This window comes from Paraburkholderia sediminicola (assembly GCF_046026895.1).
GTDB lineage: Bacteria > Pseudomonadota > Gammaproteobacteria > Burkholderiales > Burkholderiaceae > Paraburkholderia > Paraburkholderia sediminicola_C.
Genome location: NZ_JAQQEU010000028.1, coordinates 46,778 through 62,662, shown reverse-complemented (window position 1 = coordinate 62,662; position 15,885 = coordinate 46,778). Strand labels below are relative to the sequence as shown.

The following is a 15,885-nucleotide window of genomic DNA, read 5'->3' as shown; positions in this document are numbered from 1 at the left end:
TGTGTGCGCGTGCCGAAAGCTGTCTGGAGGGGTAGTGCGCGCCGCAGACGATCGGCCGTTTCCCCGCTGGGAACCGCCAGGAATGCGGGAACGAGGTTAGCGCCAAGGCGACGACGTGCGTCAAGTGTGGCGCACCAGCGGTAAAGCAGCAGACCGACGCGGGAAAGATGTTGGGCGGCTTGGGGTACTTATAGTCGGTGCGTTGATCACCAGGGGTTGCATTTCGGACAATAGCGCTAAGAACGGCGGCGACGCAGCGAATCAAGCCCAGTCGAGTAGGCCAACCAGCGCAATGACGTGAGTACTCGATGCCGTACCAGCGCGCGTACGCGCAGCGCATCGTTGGAAGGGGCATGCTTGGATCATTGACGGTTAGTTGCATCAATCGAATAGAAACACGCGGGTTTTTCGACGCCACGCTGCGAACCCAGACAACTGATGATCAGCGCATCGATCTACGCGGAACGAATCGTGCGGGTCACTCATGCGCAGCGTGATGAGTGCCCCCGCACGGCAAAGCCAGACCCGCCGCTGTCGTCCTGGCCGCAAGCGCCCCAAGCCTTCCCGGGCTCTCCAGCAGCGTGGCCAGAGGACCTGGCGGCGGCGCAAATCTCGCATGCACTGACTTCCTTGCCAGACCGCTACCATGCCCCCAAACGACCAGAAGGGAGCCACACATTATCCGAGTGGCAATGCCGAAGGGGGCACCCCTGCGCATTCCTGGGCGGCCGACATCGGTCCCGGCGTCGTCACGATGGCCGCCGACAACGATCCGGCCGGCATTGCCACGTACTCGCTGGCGGGCGCGCAGTTCGGATACGACATGTTGTGGAGCTGCGTGCTGAGCTATCCGTCGATTGTCGCGCTGCAACTCGTGTCGGCCCGGATCGCGGTTCTGACGGGCAACGGATTGACGACAAACATGCGCGAGCACTACTCGCGCTTATGGTTTTTCCTCGCCGTCGGCCGCTTTCTCATTGCCAACACATTCAACATTGCCGCGGATGTCGTCGCGATGGGTGTCGGCGCGCATTTGCTGTGGCTGGGTTCCATCCCCGGCTCCGCCACGTTCTTTCTCATTCTCTCTATCGCGCTACAGTGGTTCGTTCCCTATGCAAAGTACGCGCGCGTGCTCAGATGGCTCGCGCTTTCACTGTTTGCGTATGTCGGGGTCGACATCGTGCTCCACTTGCCGTGGACGAGGCTGACGGCGAAACTCTTCGTCCCTCATATTTCGTGGTCCGGGGATTACCTGGAGATGCTGCTCGCGGTTCTGGGTACGACCATCAGTCCATATCTGCTGTACTCCCAGGCGGAACAGCAGGTTGAAGCGCAGCGCCCGCAAGGCGAATGCTCCGATCGTACGCAGCGTAACGAAGCCGCGCAAAGGCGCTTGCGAAGGATTCGTCGCGATACGTTGATCCGAACCGCGCTATCGAACGCGGTTGCTGTGTCGATCTTGATCGCTGCGGCGGCCACGCTCCACGCCAGCGGCCGGGCTCTCGATTCAGCGGCATCGCTTGCCAGTGTGCTCGCGCCGGTCGCGGGTCAGTTCGATAAGCACCTCCTGGGTGTGGCGCTCATCAGCAGTGCTCTGCTTGCGTTGCCACCGCTCGCCGGTTCGGCGGCACACGCGGTCGCCAGCACGATCGGCTGGCCGATTGACCCGCAGCACAATCGGCGTATCGCATTCGCGCTGATCGCAATCGTCGCGTTGGGAGGCGCGCTTGGCGTCGTACTGGCGGCATTACGACTGGACCCGATTCGTCTGTTGTACTGGAGCGCGGTGGTTAACGGCACGACCGCAACCCCAGTCATGGTATTGCTCGTCCTACTCAGCACGAGGCACTCATCAGTGGGCGATCTGAGCGCCCACTGGGCGCTGCGCGCACTCAGTTGGTTTGCGACTGTGGGCATGGGCGCAGCCGTAGTCGCTCGATATGCATGTGGTTGGCTTGGCTGAATGCAAGTGCTTGCGTTGCCGCACTCTGGTGGTTGACAGGCCGCCATGCGATTGCGGCCACCGCCCCCCCTGCGTGAATCCGGGAGTTGAACGTCCGGGCAACGGTGCGTGCCAATGATGCTTCCTGGCCAGGCTACTGCGGGCGCGGGAGCGTCCGGAAGCCGACTCTCATCGGGCCGTGTCTGCCGGGTGGAGTGTTACTCTGAAAAAGGGATGCAATTTTGCCTTTCACCGATCGTCCCGTCCCGCCAACGTCTGCATCTATCCGGCCGAGGCGCATGGTCTGAACGGGCAAAATCATTCGTGACCGCCCGGTGCAAGATCCAACCCATGCGAACTGGGCATTGCCGTTCGCCCACCCTTCGGCGAGGAGGGTTCCAGCCGGTAGTTTGTCGAATGAGCAACCGATTGAGGCGATATCCGGGTTCGTGAACGCTATTAACAGTGGAACCCGTCGCTTCCAACGTGTGACCATGCCGCATTCCAGCCGCGCATTGGTGGGCGAACCGACAGATCAGGCGTGACCGGATTTGTAGTCATAAACCCCGCGGCTACTCTTTCGACCCTGGTAGCCCGCGCTGACCATTTCCCGCAACAGCGGGCTGGCGCGGTACTTCGGATCGCCGAAATCCGCATGAAAGATGTCCATCACGGCCAGACACACGTCCAGCCCCACCATGTCCGCAAGCGCGAGAGGCCCGATCGGATGATTGGCGCCGAGCTTCATACCTGCGTCGATCTCTTCCGCCGACGCCACGCCTTCGGCGAGGAGACAAAAGGCTTCGTTGATCATTGGCACAAGCAGGCGGTTCACCACGAAGCCAGGTGAACTGTTGACGACGATGGGCGTTCTACCCAGCGCGTCCGTCAAATCCCGTACGGTTTCAACCGTCTCTTTACCAGTTTGCAAGCCGCGCACGATCTCAACCAGCGGCAGCACGGGCACGGGATTGAAGAAATGCATGCCGACAAACCGCGCTGGATTCGGAACCGCAGCGGCCAGCCGCGTGATCGATATCGACGACGTGTTCGATGCCATGACAACGTCGTCACGCGCCGCCTCGGCGATCTGCCGCAAAATGCGCAACTTCGCGTCCAGATTCTCGGTCGCCGCTTCGATTACAAAGTCGACGGTACCCAAGCGCGCGTAGTCGGCGGATGTCGCGATGCGCGACAACGCGTCCTGTTTTGCAGCAATAGTCAGCTTGTCCTTTTTGACAAGGCGATCCAGACCGATGCCAATGCTTTCAACTGCGTTCTTTAGCGTCGCGTCACTCAGGTCCACCAACAAGACGCCAAAGCCGGCACAGACAAAGATCTGGGCGATTCCCTGCCCCATCGTGCCCGCGCCTACCACGCCTACCGTTTTGATATCCATTTGCGCTCCTACGCCAGCCCTTTCATTCTCAAAGCCGCTCGCCGCTCCGGCTATGTGTTCATCAGCGCAACGAGGGTCAAAGAGCGGCCGTCAGTTCGGGGATTGCGCCGAACTGACGGCCTCAAGACCAAAATCGGCAACGCTGAAGATCGGCGCTTCGGGATCCTTGTTGATCGCGACGATCACTTTGCAAACGCAGCACCCGACTATGCTGTCAGACCGCTTGCATCTGCCGGTAGCGATTGAGCTCGAGCCGCGCAATTGCATTGCGGTGAACTTCATCGGGGCCGTCGGCGAGCCGCAGCGTGCGCTGGTTCGCCCATGCATACGCCAGCGGGAAATCGTCCGACACACCGGCCGCACCGTGGACCTGAATCGCCCAGTCGAGTACCTGCAAAGCCATGTTCGGCGCCACCACCTTGATCATCGCGATCTCGGCCCTCGCGGCCTTGTTCCCGACCGTGTCCATCATGTATGCAGCCTTGAGCGTCAGCAGCCGCGTCATTTCGATCTCGCAGCGGGCCTGCGCGATGCGCTCCTGCGTCACGCCCTGCTCGCCGATCGGTTTGCCGAAAGCCGTTCTCTCCAGACTGCGCGTGCACATCAGTTCGAGTGCCCGCTCCGCTGCGCCGATACTGCGCATGCAATGGTGAATCCGGCCGGGTCCGAGCCGTCCCTGCGCGATTTCGAAGCCGCGCCCTTCCCCAAGCAGCAGGTTGGAAACCGGAACGCGCACATTGCGCAGCTCGATTTCCATGTGTCCATGCGGCGCGTCGTCATATCCGTACACCGACAGTGGGCGCTTGACGGAAATTCCTGGCGTATCTGCCGGCACAACGATCATCGACTGTTGCGCGTGACGCGGCGCATCCGGACTGCTTTTGCCCATTACGATATAGACCTTGCAGCGCGGATCGCCAGCGCCGGATGACCACCATTTCGTTCCATTGATCACGTACTGGTCGCCATCGCGCTCGATGCTGCAGGCAATGTTGGTCGCATCGGAGGATGCCACTGCCGGTTCCGTCATCAGGAATGCAGACCGGATGTCGCCGCGCAATAGCGGCTCCAGCCAACGGTCTTTCAATGCCTCGCTGGCGTAGCGCTCGAGCGTTTCCATATTGCCCGTGTCGGGTGCCGAACAATTGAACACTTCCGGCGACCAGGGCACCCGCCCCATGATCTCGCACAGCGGCGCATACTCGAGATTCGACAGGCCTTCCGGCGCCCGCGTCGAGCGCGGCAAAAACAGGTTCCACAAGCCGGCTTCGCGCGCGAGCGGTTTCAGCTCCTCTATGACGCGCGTCGCCACCCACGCATTGCCCGCTTCGCGGTTCGATCGGATCTCATCCAGATAGCGCCGCTCGTTCGGATAAATGTGCTGCTCAAAAAAGGCCAGCAATCTCCCTTGCATTTCCTTGACCTTCGGGGTGTAGTCGAATTGCATGCTGTCTCCGTTATTTCGATTGTCAGATAGTCAATCCACCGTCCACGACGATGCATTCACCATTCGTATAACTTGCGGCGTCTGATACGAGATAAAGGACGGTGCCCGCCATTTCCTGCGGCTCTGCGTGACGCCGCAACGGAATGCGGCTCATCCATTCTTCGTAAATCTTCGCTGTTTCGAATAGCGCGCCGGCAAATTTCGTTTTGGTCAGGCCCGGCAGCAGTGCGTTGACACGTATGCCATAGGGGCCGCATTCCTTTGCAAACGCCTTGGTCATGTTGACGACGGCAGCCTTGCTGATCGAGTAGATGCCCTGCATGTCGCCCGGCTGCAACGCGTTGATCGACGCGGTATTGACGATTGCGCCGCGACCCTGTTCACGCATCAGTCGCCCCGCTTCCACCGACATGAAGAAGTAGCCGCGGATATTGACATCGATGGTCTTCTGGAATGCCGAGAGATCGGTGTCGAGAATATGTCCAAAATAAGGATTCGCTGCGGCGTTATTCACGAGGATGTCAAGCCGCCCGTGGACCTTGCGGATATGGTCGAAGACCACGGCAATATCCTCCATGCGCCCGATGTGGCAAGCAAGCGCTTCCGAGCTTCCGCCATTCTCGATGATGCGCGCGCACACGGCCTCACACTCCTCACGTTTCCGGCTTGTCACGATCACATGTGCGCCTTGCTGTGCGAGCAACAAGGCAATCTGTTCGCCAATGCCGCGGCTTGCGCCACTGACGAGCGCGACCTTTCCGGTCAGATCGAAGAGGTTGGTACTCATATTTGGGTTACTCCAGAAACTCCACCTGTCTGTAGACGCACGACCTTCGCGTCGGAATTCAGCTCACGGTCGGGTCGACCGGCGCGCCGAATCATCTATCGTTGAAAGCCCGCGCAACTTTGCTCTTCGAGGACCGCCACCGCCATGCGCGCCAGAGGCTCTACCATCTCGCTCACCTTCCGCGCATTCGCATGCGACGCATTGCCTCCCAATGCGCGCTTTTTCACGCCCTGGATAATTGCAGCCAGACGGAAAAAGCTCACTGCGAGATAAAAGTGCCACCCGTGGATGGCCGGGATGCCACGCAGATCGCAATACCGATCTACAATTTCCTGCTCCTCGGGCACGCCCAACGCACGCCTGTTCTGACCTTGAAGACCCGTGATGGGCGCATCGGCAGGCAGTCTCAGGCACATGCAAAAGTACGCCAGGTCGGCAACGGGATGGCCCAAGGTCGACAATTCCCAATCGAGGAGAGCCTTGATCCGCGATTCGTGTGGATCGAAAATCAGGTTGTCGATGCGGAAATCGCCGTGCACGAGCGAACGCTCATCCACGGGTGCGGGACACCGAATGGGCAACCACTTGATGAGAGTCTCCATTGCGTCGATGTGTTCAGTTTCGGCGGCACGATACTGCCGCGTCCACAGGCTGATCTGCCGCTCGAAGTAGTTGCCCGATCGCCCGTAGTCCGACAATCCTGCGGCGCTAACGTCGACGTCGTGAAGTGTCGCCATCGCGCGGACGATTGCGTCGTAGTAGCCGCGCCGCTCATCGCGCGGGATTTCCGGCAGTGCGGGGTTCCAGAAAATGCGCCCCTGCTCGAAGCTCATCACATAGAACATCGTCCCGATCACGTCCCGGTCCTCGCAGAGGTGATACGCGCGAGCGACGGGCACATCAGTCTTCGACAATGCGTCGATCACCCGGAACTCACGGTCCACGGCGTGGGCCGATTTGAGTAACGGCCCGGACGGCTGTCGACGCAGCACATACTCGCCGCTTGCTGCCCTGAGCAAAAAAGTGGGATTCGATTGACCGCCCGGGAATTTTTGCGCGGTCACGAGTCCGCTAAAGCCTTCGATCGACCGTTCGAGGTAGAGCCCGAGCGCGCCCAGATCGATATCAGTGGCATCAGTAGTTGTCATTCAACCCTCTTCGCGTACAGACATTGAAAATTGCCGACGTTGATTCGATCTCGATGTGGATCGCAGTCGAAGCCGGCCAGGCAACGTACACGCGTGCCCAAACCGGCGGGCCCTGGCTACGCAGACGTGGCACGTCCGGCGACAGGAGCCCGCTCGCCACGACGATCCGCCGTGGACTTGACTCGTGAAAAGTCGGTGCGGGAGGCGCTTCATGCAGCCGCCTTCAGCATGTCCTCGATCACCTTCTTCGCATCGCCGAACACCATCATCGTCTTGTCCATGTAGAACAGATCGTTGTCGAGCCCGGCGTAGCCCGCCGCCATCGACCGCTTGTTGACGATCACCGTGCGCGCCTTATACGCCTCGATGATCGGCATGCCCGCGATCGGCGACTTCGGATCGTTCTTCGCGGCCGGATTCACCACGTCGTTCGCGCCGAGCACCAGCACCACGTCGACCTGGCCGAACTCGCCGTTGATGTCGTCCATTTCGAACACCATGTCGTACGGCACTTCCGCTTCGGCGAGCAACACGTTCATGTGTCCCGGCATCCGGCCGGCCACCGGGTGAATCGCGTACTTCACCTCGATGCCCTTCTCGACCAGCTTGTCGGTCAGTTCCTTCAACGCATGCTGCGCACGCGCCACCGCGAGGCCATAACCCGGCACGATCACCACGGTCTCCGCATTGCCGAGCATGAACGACGCGTCATCCGCCGACCCGGATTTCACCGGCCGCTGCTCGGCTGAACCGCCGGCGGCCGCCGCGCCCGGCTCGTTGCCGAAGCCGCCGAGAATCACGTTGAAGAACGAACGGTTCATCGCCCGGCACATGATGTACGACAGAATCGCACCCGACGAACCCACCAGCGAGCCCGCGATGATCAGCATCGGATTGTTCAGCGAGAAGCCGATGCCCGCCGCCGCCCAGCCCGAATACGAGTTCAGCATCGACACGACCACCGGCATGTCCGCGCCACCGATCGGAATGATGATCAGCACGCCGAGCACGAACGCGATGATCGTCATGATGATGAACGGCAGCCACGATTGCGTGAGGAAGAAGATGATGCCGAAACCGAGCATCGCGATCGCCAGCATCAGGTTGATCAGATGCTGGCCGCCGTACACGACCGGCGCGCCCTGGAAGAGCCGGAACTTGTACTTGCCCGACAGCTTGCCGAACGCGATCACCGAACCGGAGAACGTGATCGCGCCGACGAACGTGCCGATGAACAGCTCGATGCGATTGCCGAAGGGCAGGAACCCCGGAATCGGATACTCGGGATCGACGAGGCCGAACGCGGCCGGCTCCGACACCACCGCATACGCGATGCAGACTGCCGCGAGACCGATCAGCGAGTGCATCGCCGCGACCAGTTCGGGCATCTTGGTCATCTCGACGCGCGCGGCGACGAACGCGCCGACCGCGCCGCCGATCACCAGCGCGACCAGCAGCAGGCCGAGCCCGAGCCCGAGGTTCGAGCCGAGCGTAGAAGCCTGCCTGGCGATCAGCGCGATGGTCGTGATGATCGCAATCGCCATCCCGCCCATGCCGAAGGTATTGCCGGTGCGCGCCGTCTTCGGATTCGAGAGCCCCTTGAGTGCCTGAATGAAGCAGACCGACGCAATGAGGTACAGGAGCGTAACAACGTTCATGCTCATTATGCTGCCTCCTTTGCGGCCTTCACTAAACCGATAATCTTTTTCGGCTCCTTTTTCCTGAACATCTCGAGCATTCGCCTCGTCACGAGAAAACCTCCAAATACGTTGACGGCCGCCAGTGCAACGGCCACCGTGCCGAATAACTTGCCGGTGTCGCCCACGGTCAGCCCCGCTGCCAGCATCGCGCCGACAATGACAATCGCCGAGATCGCGTTGGTCACGGCCATCAGCGGTGTGTGCAAGGCGGGCGTGACGTTCCAGACCACGTGGTAGCCGACGTAGATCGCCAGCACGAAGATGGTCAGATTGATGATGGTGTGGTTGATGACTTCCATTCCTTTCTCCTTTGTCGACCGGAGTTGGCGCTTTAGCGCCTACTCCGGTCCCATGCAATCTATTGCGGTCGACCGGAGTTGGCGCTTTAGCTGTCGACTGGAGTTGGCGCTTTAGCTGTCGACTGGAGTTGGCGCTTTAGCGCTTACTCCAGTCCCATGCAAAGCGCTTACTCCAGTCCCATGCAAAGCGCTTACTCCAGTCCCATGCAAAGCGCTTACTCCAGTCCCATGCAAAGCACTTACTCCGGTCCCATGCAACATCCTTGCTAGGTTTTGCGCGTGACTTGACCGTCACGGGCGAGCAGTGTGGCCGCGACGATGTCGTCCGCGAGATCGATGTTCAACGCGCCTTCCTTCGTGACGATCAGCTTGAGGAAGTCGAGCAGGTTGCGCGCGTAGAGCGACGACGCGTCGGCGGGTACCATGGCTGCCAGATTCGTATAGCCGACGATCTGCACGCCGTTGTCCGTCACAACAACCTTGTCTGGCTCGGTGAGCGGGCAGTTTCCGCCGCGGTGCCCGTCAATGACCGGGCCGCGCCCCGCGGCGAGGTCGACCAGCACCGAGCCCGGTTTCATCGCCTGCACGGTTTCGACAGAAACCAACGTCGGCGCGGGACGGCCCGGTATAAGCGCCGTCGAGATCACGATGTCCGCCTCTTTCGCCCGTTCATGCACGAGCGCCGACTGGCGTGCGAGCCACGACGGCGGCATCGGTCGCGCATAGCCGCCCACGCCTTGCGCTGCTTCGCGCTCCTCGTCGGTCTCGTAAGGCACGTCAAGAAACCTGGCGCCGAGCGATTCGATCTGCTCTTTCACTGCGGGACGCACGTCAGAGGCCTCGACCACCGCGCCGAGACGCCTGGCGGTCGCAATCGCCTGCAAGCCCGCGACGCCTACGCCGAGAACCAGCACGCGCGCCGCCTTCACCGTGCCCGCGGCCGTCATCAGCATCGGCATGAAGCGCGGATAGTGGTGCGCGGCAATCAGCACGGCCTTATAGCCCGCGATGTTGGCCTGTGACGAAAGGACGTCCAGGCTTTGCGCGCGCGTGGTGCGCGGCGCCGCTTCCAGTGCGAACGCGGTCACCCCCGCTGCTGCAAGCCGCTCGGCGTTTTCCGCGTTGAACGGATCGAGCATGCCAGCCAGCACGGCCCCGGGTTTCATCAACGGCAATTCGTCGGCCGTCGGCGAAGCCACCTTCAATACGATCTGTGCGCCATAAGCCGCAGCCGCATCGCCAATCTGCGCGCCCGCATTCCGGTACGCGTCGTCCGTGTAATGTGCGCATTCGCCGGCACCCGCCTCGACAGTCACGTCGTGGCCCTGGGCGACGAGCTTTTTCACGGTCTCCGGCGTCGCCGCGACCAATGTTTTGCGGCCTGCCGACTCAGCGGGAATTCCAATCTCCATTTGCAACCTCACATTGCGCCTGTCTGCGCGATACTGTTTTTAAACCTGCTCGATCCAAACCGCGGATCGCGTGTCCGCGCATCCCGGGCGTGTTCGTCACGTATGACTGTTGTCGCTCCCGCTTGCGGCCGCATGGCGGTATGCCTTCCCTCAGAAGAGATGCCGGATGCCAAGCTCGACGCCGAGCTGATTCGACCCGGGATGCGGAGCCGCGGGGACCGTACTGGAGGCCGACACCGAGTAGATGCCCCCCTTGCCGTTGTTCTTCATATAGGCGAATACGCCGTAAAGCGCAGTCCGCTTGCTGAGGTTGTAGTTCGCCCGCAAGGTGCCCATCGTGCCGTCGGCGTCGAATTCGCTGTTATCGATACGCGAGACCTGACCATCGAAGACCCACGCGCCGTAGGGCACCGATGCGCCGAGGTATTCGATATCGATTCTGGCCGACCGTGTGTTGCCCTCCACCACCCTGTGCAGCCAACCCGCGCCCACACGCACTGACTTGATATCGACGTGCGCGGCCACCTGGTAGCGTCGGTCTGTATCGCCGGAGTTCGTGAAGGCAATGCCTGGCAGACCCGGGACGACGGTGACCGGCGTGGCGCCTGCACCGCCGCGCTGCTCGTCGTAGGTAGTCGAAACGCCCCATGTACTGCCGTCGTACTTGAGCATGGCCGAGATCGCCCGACAGGCGAGGAAGTCATTGCCCGTCTGGCCCGGGCAATTTCCCGCTGTACTCGAATCGCGCCCGGTCGAATAGCTCGCTCCGACAGTTACCCCGGAAAACGTGCCCATGTAGACGACGTCGTTGTCGAAGCGTGCGGCCAGCAGATAAGGATCGAACGACGCCAGCCCGCCGAATCCACCCGCGCCGATGATGTTCGACTCCACCATGCCCCAGTTCGTCATGCTGTACTGCCTGCCGAACGTGAGTTGGCCCCACGAGCCGCTCAAACCGACATAAGCCTGCCGGCCGAACAGGCGGCCACCCTGTTGCAGCGCGCCGTTTGACGCCGAGAAACCGCTTTCCAGCGTGAAGATCGCTTTCAATCCGCCGCCAAGGTCCTCCGCGCCTTTCAGCCCCCAGCGCGACGGCACGTCTCCTCCGCCGATCACCGGCATCCGCACGATGGAACCGCCCGTGGGCGTGGCATGGGTGAAATACTCGATGCCCGTATCGACGATCCCGTACAGCGTTACCGAGCTTTGCGCAAACGCAGGGACCGACGCAACGGCAGTGGCCACTGCCACCACTGCCGTTGCTAGCGTTGTCTTTTTCATTTGATCTCCTCTTCTCCTACCGGCTCTTTCCAATTGCGCTTCGATTCGGAGAGCGAATTAAATTCCAATCGACGCCACCCGTCACTGCTCTTAACCGGTGGCCTGTCGATCGGGCGATCCGACGATGCGTCAGACTGGAACTTCTCCCTCCAGCGTAATGCGGTTCAACACGCGTTCAGCTTCACCATAGTCGTGCACGGCGTAGTGCATCGTGCAGCGGTTGTCCCACATCACGACGTCGCCCGCCTGCCACATGTGGCGGTAAACGTTGTCCGGCGTGGTGGAGTGTTCATACAGGAAGTCGAGCAACGGCCGGCTTTCCGCAACCGTCATTCCCTCGATCTGCTGGGCGGTATCGGGATGGCCAACGTAAAGCGCCTTGCGACGTGTCTCCGGGTGGGTGCGAACAATCGGATGCACGGCGGACGGAATCTTGTCGATGCCTCTCATGCGGGCAAGCCGCAGCCCGGTAAACCGTGCGCGCAAACCCTCGATCATGCGTTGCATGACCGGCGACAGGCGGTCGTAAGAGACGTACTGATTGCACCACATCGTATCGCCGCCGTGCGGTACGACGACGGCCGAGAGAATCGAAATCTTCGGCGGCACAGGCGTATAGATCGAGTCGGAATGCCACGCTTCGGTCGACGCGGTCTCCTTTGGGATCTTCGTGACCTGGATCAGGCCGGGGAATCCGGGCACCGCCGGGTCCAGCGGATTGCTTTGCGCAGGGTTGCCCCAGAGCCTCGCGAACTCGACGTGCGCCCCCGGTTGCAGGAACTGCCCGCGGAACACAAGCACGCCATGCTCGAGAAAGGCGCGGTGCAGCACATCGAACACATCGCGTGTGATGGGCTCGTTCAGGTTGACGCGTTCGACCAGGCCGCCGACCGAACCGGTCAAGGGAGTAATCTGGATGCTCATAAAAGTCTCCTGTTAATCGATATATTTGATCTGGGCAAATTCATGCAACCGTCAGCACGATCTTTCCGACATGCTGATCGAGCTGCATATACGCGTGCGCCTGGGCGATTTCGTCGATCGCGAATGTGCGGTCGATCGGAAGCCGGATCAGGCCCGCTTCGAGAAACTGCAGCAGGTCGCGCGCGCACGCCTGGATGCATTCGAGCCGTTCCTGCTCCGTGCGCGTGCGGAACGTCACGCCAATCAGCTTCAGGCGCTTGAGCCAAAGCTTGGTCAGGTCGATCTGAGCGGTTGCCGAACCAAGCCGCGCGATATTGACGAGCCGCCCCTTGACTGCGAGGCTGTCCATGTTCGCCTCGAATACCGGGCCGCCGACGGTGTCGATGATCACGTCAACACCACGCTTGTCGGTCGCTGCCATGACGACATCGAGCTGTGACTCGCGCGATGAATCAATGCATACGTCGACGCCGAACTGGCTGAGCTTGTCGAGCTTCGCCGCGGAGCGGGATGTTGCGATTACGGGCTTCGCGCCCAGCACGGAGGCGATCTGGATCGCCGCCATCGCGACGCCCCCCGATGCGCCATTGACCAGAATCGACTCTCCCTCGCGAAGCTCGCCGTTCGTCACGACAGCATCGTGCGCGGTGATAAAAACGTTGGGGAAAGCGGCTGCGTCGACCCATGAGAGGTTGTCTGGTATGCGCATCAGCGCAAGCGGATCGATGACGACGTATTCCGCCTGACAGGCTTTGCCGTGACCCATGACGCGATCACCTTCACGCCAGGCCGTGACGCCATCGCCAACCTGAACCACCTCGCCGGCCAGCTCGACGCCGGCAGTAATCGCGTTGCCCGCACGGAGCTCGCGCGCCTGGTTGATCTCGCCTCGATTCAACCCGGCTGCATGGACTTTGACGAGCACCTGTCCAGCCCCAACCTGCGGTACGGGGATGTCCTGCACTTCGACTTTGCCGCCGTGCGGCGTCGGCACTACACGTACTGCTTTCACTGGTGTCTCCTCCTTTAAATATGGACGGTCTTTAGCGCTGGTCAGGGTTCTTCCCTGGCCTTGAGCCGAATGACCGATAGCAACTCCCGCGCACGGTCCGCGGCGGCCTGGGCGCCAGGCATATTGCCGCGCACGAATGCCGGACGCAGGTCCTCGATCTCCGACAGCGCGCGAACCATGTCCGCCTTTGCCACGCAGAGCTTTCGATACTCGTTGACAGTTAGAAGATAGGTGTGGAACGCATCGCTTGCCGGTTGGGTGACGTCGATGCGGTGCAACGCAGCGTTCAGCCAATGCGTGCCAGCCAGCATTGCTGCCTCGATCTGCATTTCGACATCTTCCGCGCGGCATTTCCGAAGCGAATGCTCGATCCGCTCGGCGGCGGCCACGTGCTGCTCAATGTTCATGAAGCGCTCCTCAGCCGCTGATTCAACAGACGAAAGCATTCCAGCACAGCCGTATCGCACTCCTTCACGATCGCGGCTGTTGGTACGACGCCGTGACGGACGCAGGGGTCGCGATACTGCTCCACGCTTTCCATCAAGTGCATCATCGAGGCGATATCCTCGGGCACGGGCGCCTTGACAGCAGGCCTGCCCACATGCAGCACGTCCCCTAAAGGCCTGAATGCGTGCCGCAGCGTGCCGTCCGGCTGAGGCACGAGGTAAACCCCTGGCTGCGCCGCGTAGACATCATCGGCGGCGGTGATCCCCGCATGGTGCAGCGCTGCATTCACCGCATGGGTGCCGCCCGTCATCCCGGCCCAGAACCACAGTTCAAAATCTTCCAGCGCATCGAAGCGCGCACGCAGCGATTCCAGTCTGGCGATCTTCTCCAGATGCGAATTCACGTTCATCGCAAATCTCCCTCCCTGTACGTCCGGCGCATTGCATTACGTGGATTGAAAGATAGACGGCGGCCATCCACAAGTCAACAACTTCTATATAGGAGTACAGGCAAACACCTATATAGGACATTCATCGTCCGTTCTATTCTTTGTCCCAAGGATCGCGGGAACTACGGCTTGACTAACCGTCCTTCGGGTCCTACATTAAGTTGAACATCTATATAGGAGTTGGACAATGTCTCGTGCGATTGTGCTCAACCCGTCAGACAATGTCGCCACGCTGCTCGATCCTGGAACGGAAGGCGACCGTTGTGTTCTCCAGGGCGAACGTTCAGGCGAGATCACGCTGCGGCAGGACGTGCCATTCGGGCACAAGGTCTGCATTACGCAGACGCCTGCTGGCGCGGAGATCCTCAAATACGGTCAGGTGATCGGCACCGCGCGCCAGTCGCTGAGAATCGGAGAACACGCGCATGTACACAACATCGACTCGACCCGCGCACGCGGCGATCTGAACAAGGGGTAAGCAGATGACAACATTTCTCGGCTATCGGCGCGCAAACGGCACCGTCGGCGTGCGCAACTGGGTGGCAATCGTGTCCGTCATGGACAATTGCAACCCCGTGACCCGGACGATTGCTCACGCAGTCGACGGTACGATCCCCGTCACCACACTGTTCGTGCGAGGCCAATTCGGCCCGGATCTCGACTTCGCGTACGAATCGCTCGCCGGTCTCGGACGCAATCCCAACATCGCAGCCGTCCTCGTGGTCGGGCTCGAGGAATCGTCGACGGAGGACGTCGCCTCGCGCATACGCACTACCGGCAAGCCCGTGGAGACCGTTCATCTCCAGCCGCACGGCACGATTCACTGCATTGCCGAAGGCACACGCAAGGCATTGCGCCTCGCGATCGCCGCCTCGGGCCTGCGGCGCGAACCGTGCCCGATGTCGGAACTCGTCGTGGGCGTCGAGTGCGGCGGCTCGGATACGACGTCCGGCCTCAGTTGCAATCCGACCATTGGGCGCATGGCGGATCGTCTGGTTGCGGAAGGCGGGACCGTCATCATTTCCGAAACGTCGGAGTTCATCGGCGCGGAACATCTGTTCGCCGCGCGTGCAGCGGATGAATCCGTCCGGGCCGCGTTCGTCGACGCCGTTCGCAAGATGGAACACTCCGCAATCCTGCGCGGAGTGGATATGCGCGAGTCGCAGCCATCGCCGGATAACAAGCGCGGCGGCCTCAGCACGGTCGAGGAAAAGGCGCTCGGCGCGATGGCCAAGGCCGGCTCGACTCCGCTTGTCGGTGTGCTGCGGTACGGAGAGGCGCCACACCGCAAGGGACTTCATTTCATGGACGCACCGGCTGCCGCCGTCGAAAACCTGACGGCGCTCGCTGCCGGCGGTTGCCAACTCACATTCTTCGGCACTGGCGTGGGGAACCCCATTGGCAACATGGTCGCGCCCACCGTCAAGGTGTGTGGCAACATCCATACTCTGCGGACGATGGCGGACAACATCGACTTCGACGCCAGCGGCATTCTCGAACAGGGAATGAAAATTTCGGATCTAGGTGACCGGCTGTACGGCTATGCAACGGACGTGGCATCGGGCACGCGTCTCGCCAGCGAAGTGCTCGATGTACGGGAAACTGCCGTCAGCCGGTTTGAACGCAGTCTCTAAGAGAA

15 protein-coding genes and 1 pseudogene are annotated in these 15,885 nt (G+C 61.2%); 3 read left to right on the top strand and 13 right to left on the bottom strand.

What is annotated here, in order from left to right:
• Positions 1 to 646 precede the first annotated feature (646 nt).
• Entirely contained in the window at positions 647 to 1,963 is a 1,317-nt protein-coding gene (locus PQR02_RS20440) for an Nramp family divalent metal transporter (protein ID WP_408234862.1), read from the top strand.
• A gap of 514 nt (positions 1,964 to 2,477) precedes the next feature.
• Here PQR02_RS20440 and PQR02_RS20435 read toward each other — a convergent pair.
• The 13 genes and pseudogenes from PQR02_RS20435 to PQR02_RS20375 all read right to left on the bottom strand — a co-directional run bounded on the left by PQR02_RS20435 (position 2,478) and on the right by PQR02_RS20375 (position 14,207).
• Positions 2,478 to 3,341 carry a 3-hydroxybutyryl-CoA dehydrogenase gene (locus PQR02_RS20435; protein WP_408234859.1) on the bottom strand — a complete coding sequence of 288 codons (864 nt, stop codon included), beginning with the start codon at positions 3,339 to 3,341 and terminating at the stop codon, positions 2,478 to 2,480.
• Positions 3,342 to 3,417: 76 nt separating this feature from the next.
• Positions 3,418 to 3,536, bottom strand: a pseudogene (locus PQR02_RS20430) (electron transfer flavoprotein subunit alpha/FixB family protein); the annotation flags it as partial.
• Positions 3,537 to 3,555: 19 nt separating this feature from the next.
• Positions 3,556 to 4,788 (bottom strand): acyl-CoA dehydrogenase family protein, encoded by a 1,233-nt coding sequence (locus PQR02_RS20425; protein ID WP_408234856.1) that lies wholly within the window; start codon positions 4,786 to 4,788, stop codon positions 3,556 to 3,558.
• A gap of 22 nt (positions 4,789 to 4,810) precedes the next feature.
• Positions 4,811 to 5,575, bottom strand: a complete 765-nt coding sequence (locus tag PQR02_RS20420) for an SDR family oxidoreductase (protein ID WP_408234853.1) — start codon at positions 5,573 to 5,575, stop codon at positions 4,811 to 4,813.
• Between the two features lie 95 nt (positions 5,576 to 5,670).
• Entirely contained in the window at positions 5,671 to 6,723 is a 1,053-nt protein-coding gene (locus PQR02_RS20415; RefSeq protein ID WP_408234850.1) for a phosphotransferase family protein, read from the bottom strand.
• A gap of 209 nt (positions 6,724 to 6,932) precedes the next feature.
• Positions 6,933 to 8,387: an NAD(P)(+) transhydrogenase (Re/Si-specific) subunit beta gene (locus PQR02_RS20410; RefSeq protein WP_408234847.1), complete on the bottom strand. Its 1,455-nt coding sequence runs from the start codon at positions 8,385 to 8,387 to the stop codon at positions 6,933 to 6,935.
• A complete protein-coding gene (locus PQR02_RS20405) occupies positions 8,387 to 8,722 on the bottom strand; it encodes an NAD(P) transhydrogenase subunit alpha part 2 (protein WP_408234844.1) in 336 nt (111 codons plus the stop codon). Before PQR02_RS20405 ends, PQR02_RS20410 begins: the two co-directional genes overlap by 1 nt.
• A 266-nt stretch (positions 8,723 to 8,988) precedes the next feature.
• Positions 8,989 to 10,134: a Re/Si-specific NAD(P)(+) transhydrogenase subunit alpha gene (locus PQR02_RS20400; protein ID WP_408234841.1), complete on the bottom strand. Its 1,146-nt coding sequence runs from the start codon at positions 10,132 to 10,134 to the stop codon at positions 8,989 to 8,991.
• Positions 10,135 to 10,284: 150 nt separating this feature from the next.
• Entirely contained in the window at positions 10,285 to 11,415 is a 1,131-nt protein-coding gene (locus tag PQR02_RS20395) for a porin (protein WP_408234838.1), read from the bottom strand.
• Between the two features lie 129 nt (positions 11,416 to 11,544).
• Positions 11,545 to 12,339, bottom strand: a complete 795-nt coding sequence (locus tag PQR02_RS20390) for a TauD/TfdA dioxygenase family protein (RefSeq protein WP_408234835.1) — start codon at positions 12,337 to 12,339, stop codon at positions 11,545 to 11,547.
• Positions 12,340 to 12,379: 40 nt separating this feature from the next.
• A complete protein-coding gene (locus PQR02_RS20385) occupies positions 12,380 to 13,351 on the bottom strand; it encodes a zinc-binding dehydrogenase (protein WP_408234832.1) in 972 nt (323 codons plus the stop codon).
• Between the two features lie 41 nt (positions 13,352 to 13,392).
• On the bottom strand, positions 13,393 to 13,740 hold the full coding sequence (locus tag PQR02_RS20380; protein WP_408234829.1) for a hypothetical protein: 348 nt from the start codon (positions 13,738 to 13,740) through the stop codon (positions 13,393 to 13,395).
• Positions 13,741 to 13,754: 14 nt separating this feature from the next.
• Complete coding sequence (locus PQR02_RS20375) at positions 13,755 to 14,207, bottom strand: hypothetical protein (RefSeq protein ID WP_408234826.1); 453 nt, start codon at positions 14,205 to 14,207, stop codon at positions 13,755 to 13,757.
• Positions 14,208 to 14,433: 226 nt separating this feature from the next.
• Between PQR02_RS20375 and PQR02_RS20370 the strand changes: the two genes are divergently transcribed.
• Positions 14,434 to 14,724 carry a UxaA family hydrolase gene (locus PQR02_RS20370; RefSeq protein WP_408234823.1) on the top strand — a complete coding sequence of 97 codons (291 nt, stop codon included), beginning with the start codon at positions 14,434 to 14,436 and terminating at the stop codon, positions 14,722 to 14,724.
• 4 nt (positions 14,725 to 14,728) lie between these two features.
• Positions 14,729 to 15,880, top strand: coding sequence for a UxaA family hydrolase (locus PQR02_RS20365; RefSeq protein ID WP_408234821.1), 1,152 nt, complete (start codon positions 14,729 to 14,731; stop codon positions 15,878 to 15,880).
• Positions 15,881 to 15,885 lie beyond the last annotated feature (5 nt).

Coding starts and splice junctions, on each gene's coding strand:
- PQR02_RS20365 (WP_408234821.1), top strand. CDS start 14,729: ATGACAACATTTCTCGGCTATCGGCGCGCAAACGGCACCGTCGGCGTG.
- PQR02_RS20395 (WP_408234838.1), bottom strand. CDS start 11,415: ATGAAAAAGACAACGCTAGCAACGGCAGTGGTGGCAGTGGCCACTGCC.
- PQR02_RS20400 (WP_408234841.1), bottom strand. CDS start 10,134: ATGGAGATTGGAATTCCCGCTGAGTCGGCAGGCCGCAAAACATTGGTC.
- PQR02_RS20435 (WP_408234859.1), bottom strand. CDS start 3,341: ATGGATATCAAAACGGTAGGCGTGGTAGGCGCGGGCACGATGGGGCAG.
- PQR02_RS20410 (WP_408234847.1), bottom strand. CDS start 8,387: ATGAGCATGAACGTTGTTACGCTCCTGTACCTCATTGCGTCGGTCTGC.
- PQR02_RS20370 (WP_408234823.1), top strand. CDS start 14,434: ATGTCTCGTGCGATTGTGCTCAACCCGTCAGACAATGTCGCCACGCTG.
- PQR02_RS20375 (WP_408234826.1), bottom strand. CDS start 14,207: ATGAACGTGAATTCGCATCTGGAGAAGATCGCCAGACTGGAATCGCTG.
- PQR02_RS20420 (WP_408234853.1), bottom strand. CDS start 5,575: ATGAGTACCAACCTCTTCGATCTGACCGGAAAGGTCGCGCTCGTCAGT.
- PQR02_RS20415 (WP_408234850.1), bottom strand. CDS start 6,723: ATGACAACTACTGATGCCACTGATATCGATCTGGGCGCGCTCGGGCTC.
- PQR02_RS20440 (WP_408234862.1), top strand. CDS start 647: ATGCCCCCAAACGACCAGAAGGGAGCCACACATTATCCGAGTGGCAAT.
- PQR02_RS20390 (WP_408234835.1), bottom strand. CDS start 12,339: ATGAGCATCCAGATTACTCCCTTGACCGGTTCGGTCGGCGGCCTGGTC.
- PQR02_RS20425 (WP_408234856.1), bottom strand. CDS start 4,788: ATGCAATTCGACTACACCCCGAAGGTCAAGGAAATGCAAGGGAGATTG.
- PQR02_RS20405 (WP_408234844.1), bottom strand. CDS start 8,722: ATGGAAGTCATCAACCACACCATCATCAATCTGACCATCTTCGTGCTG.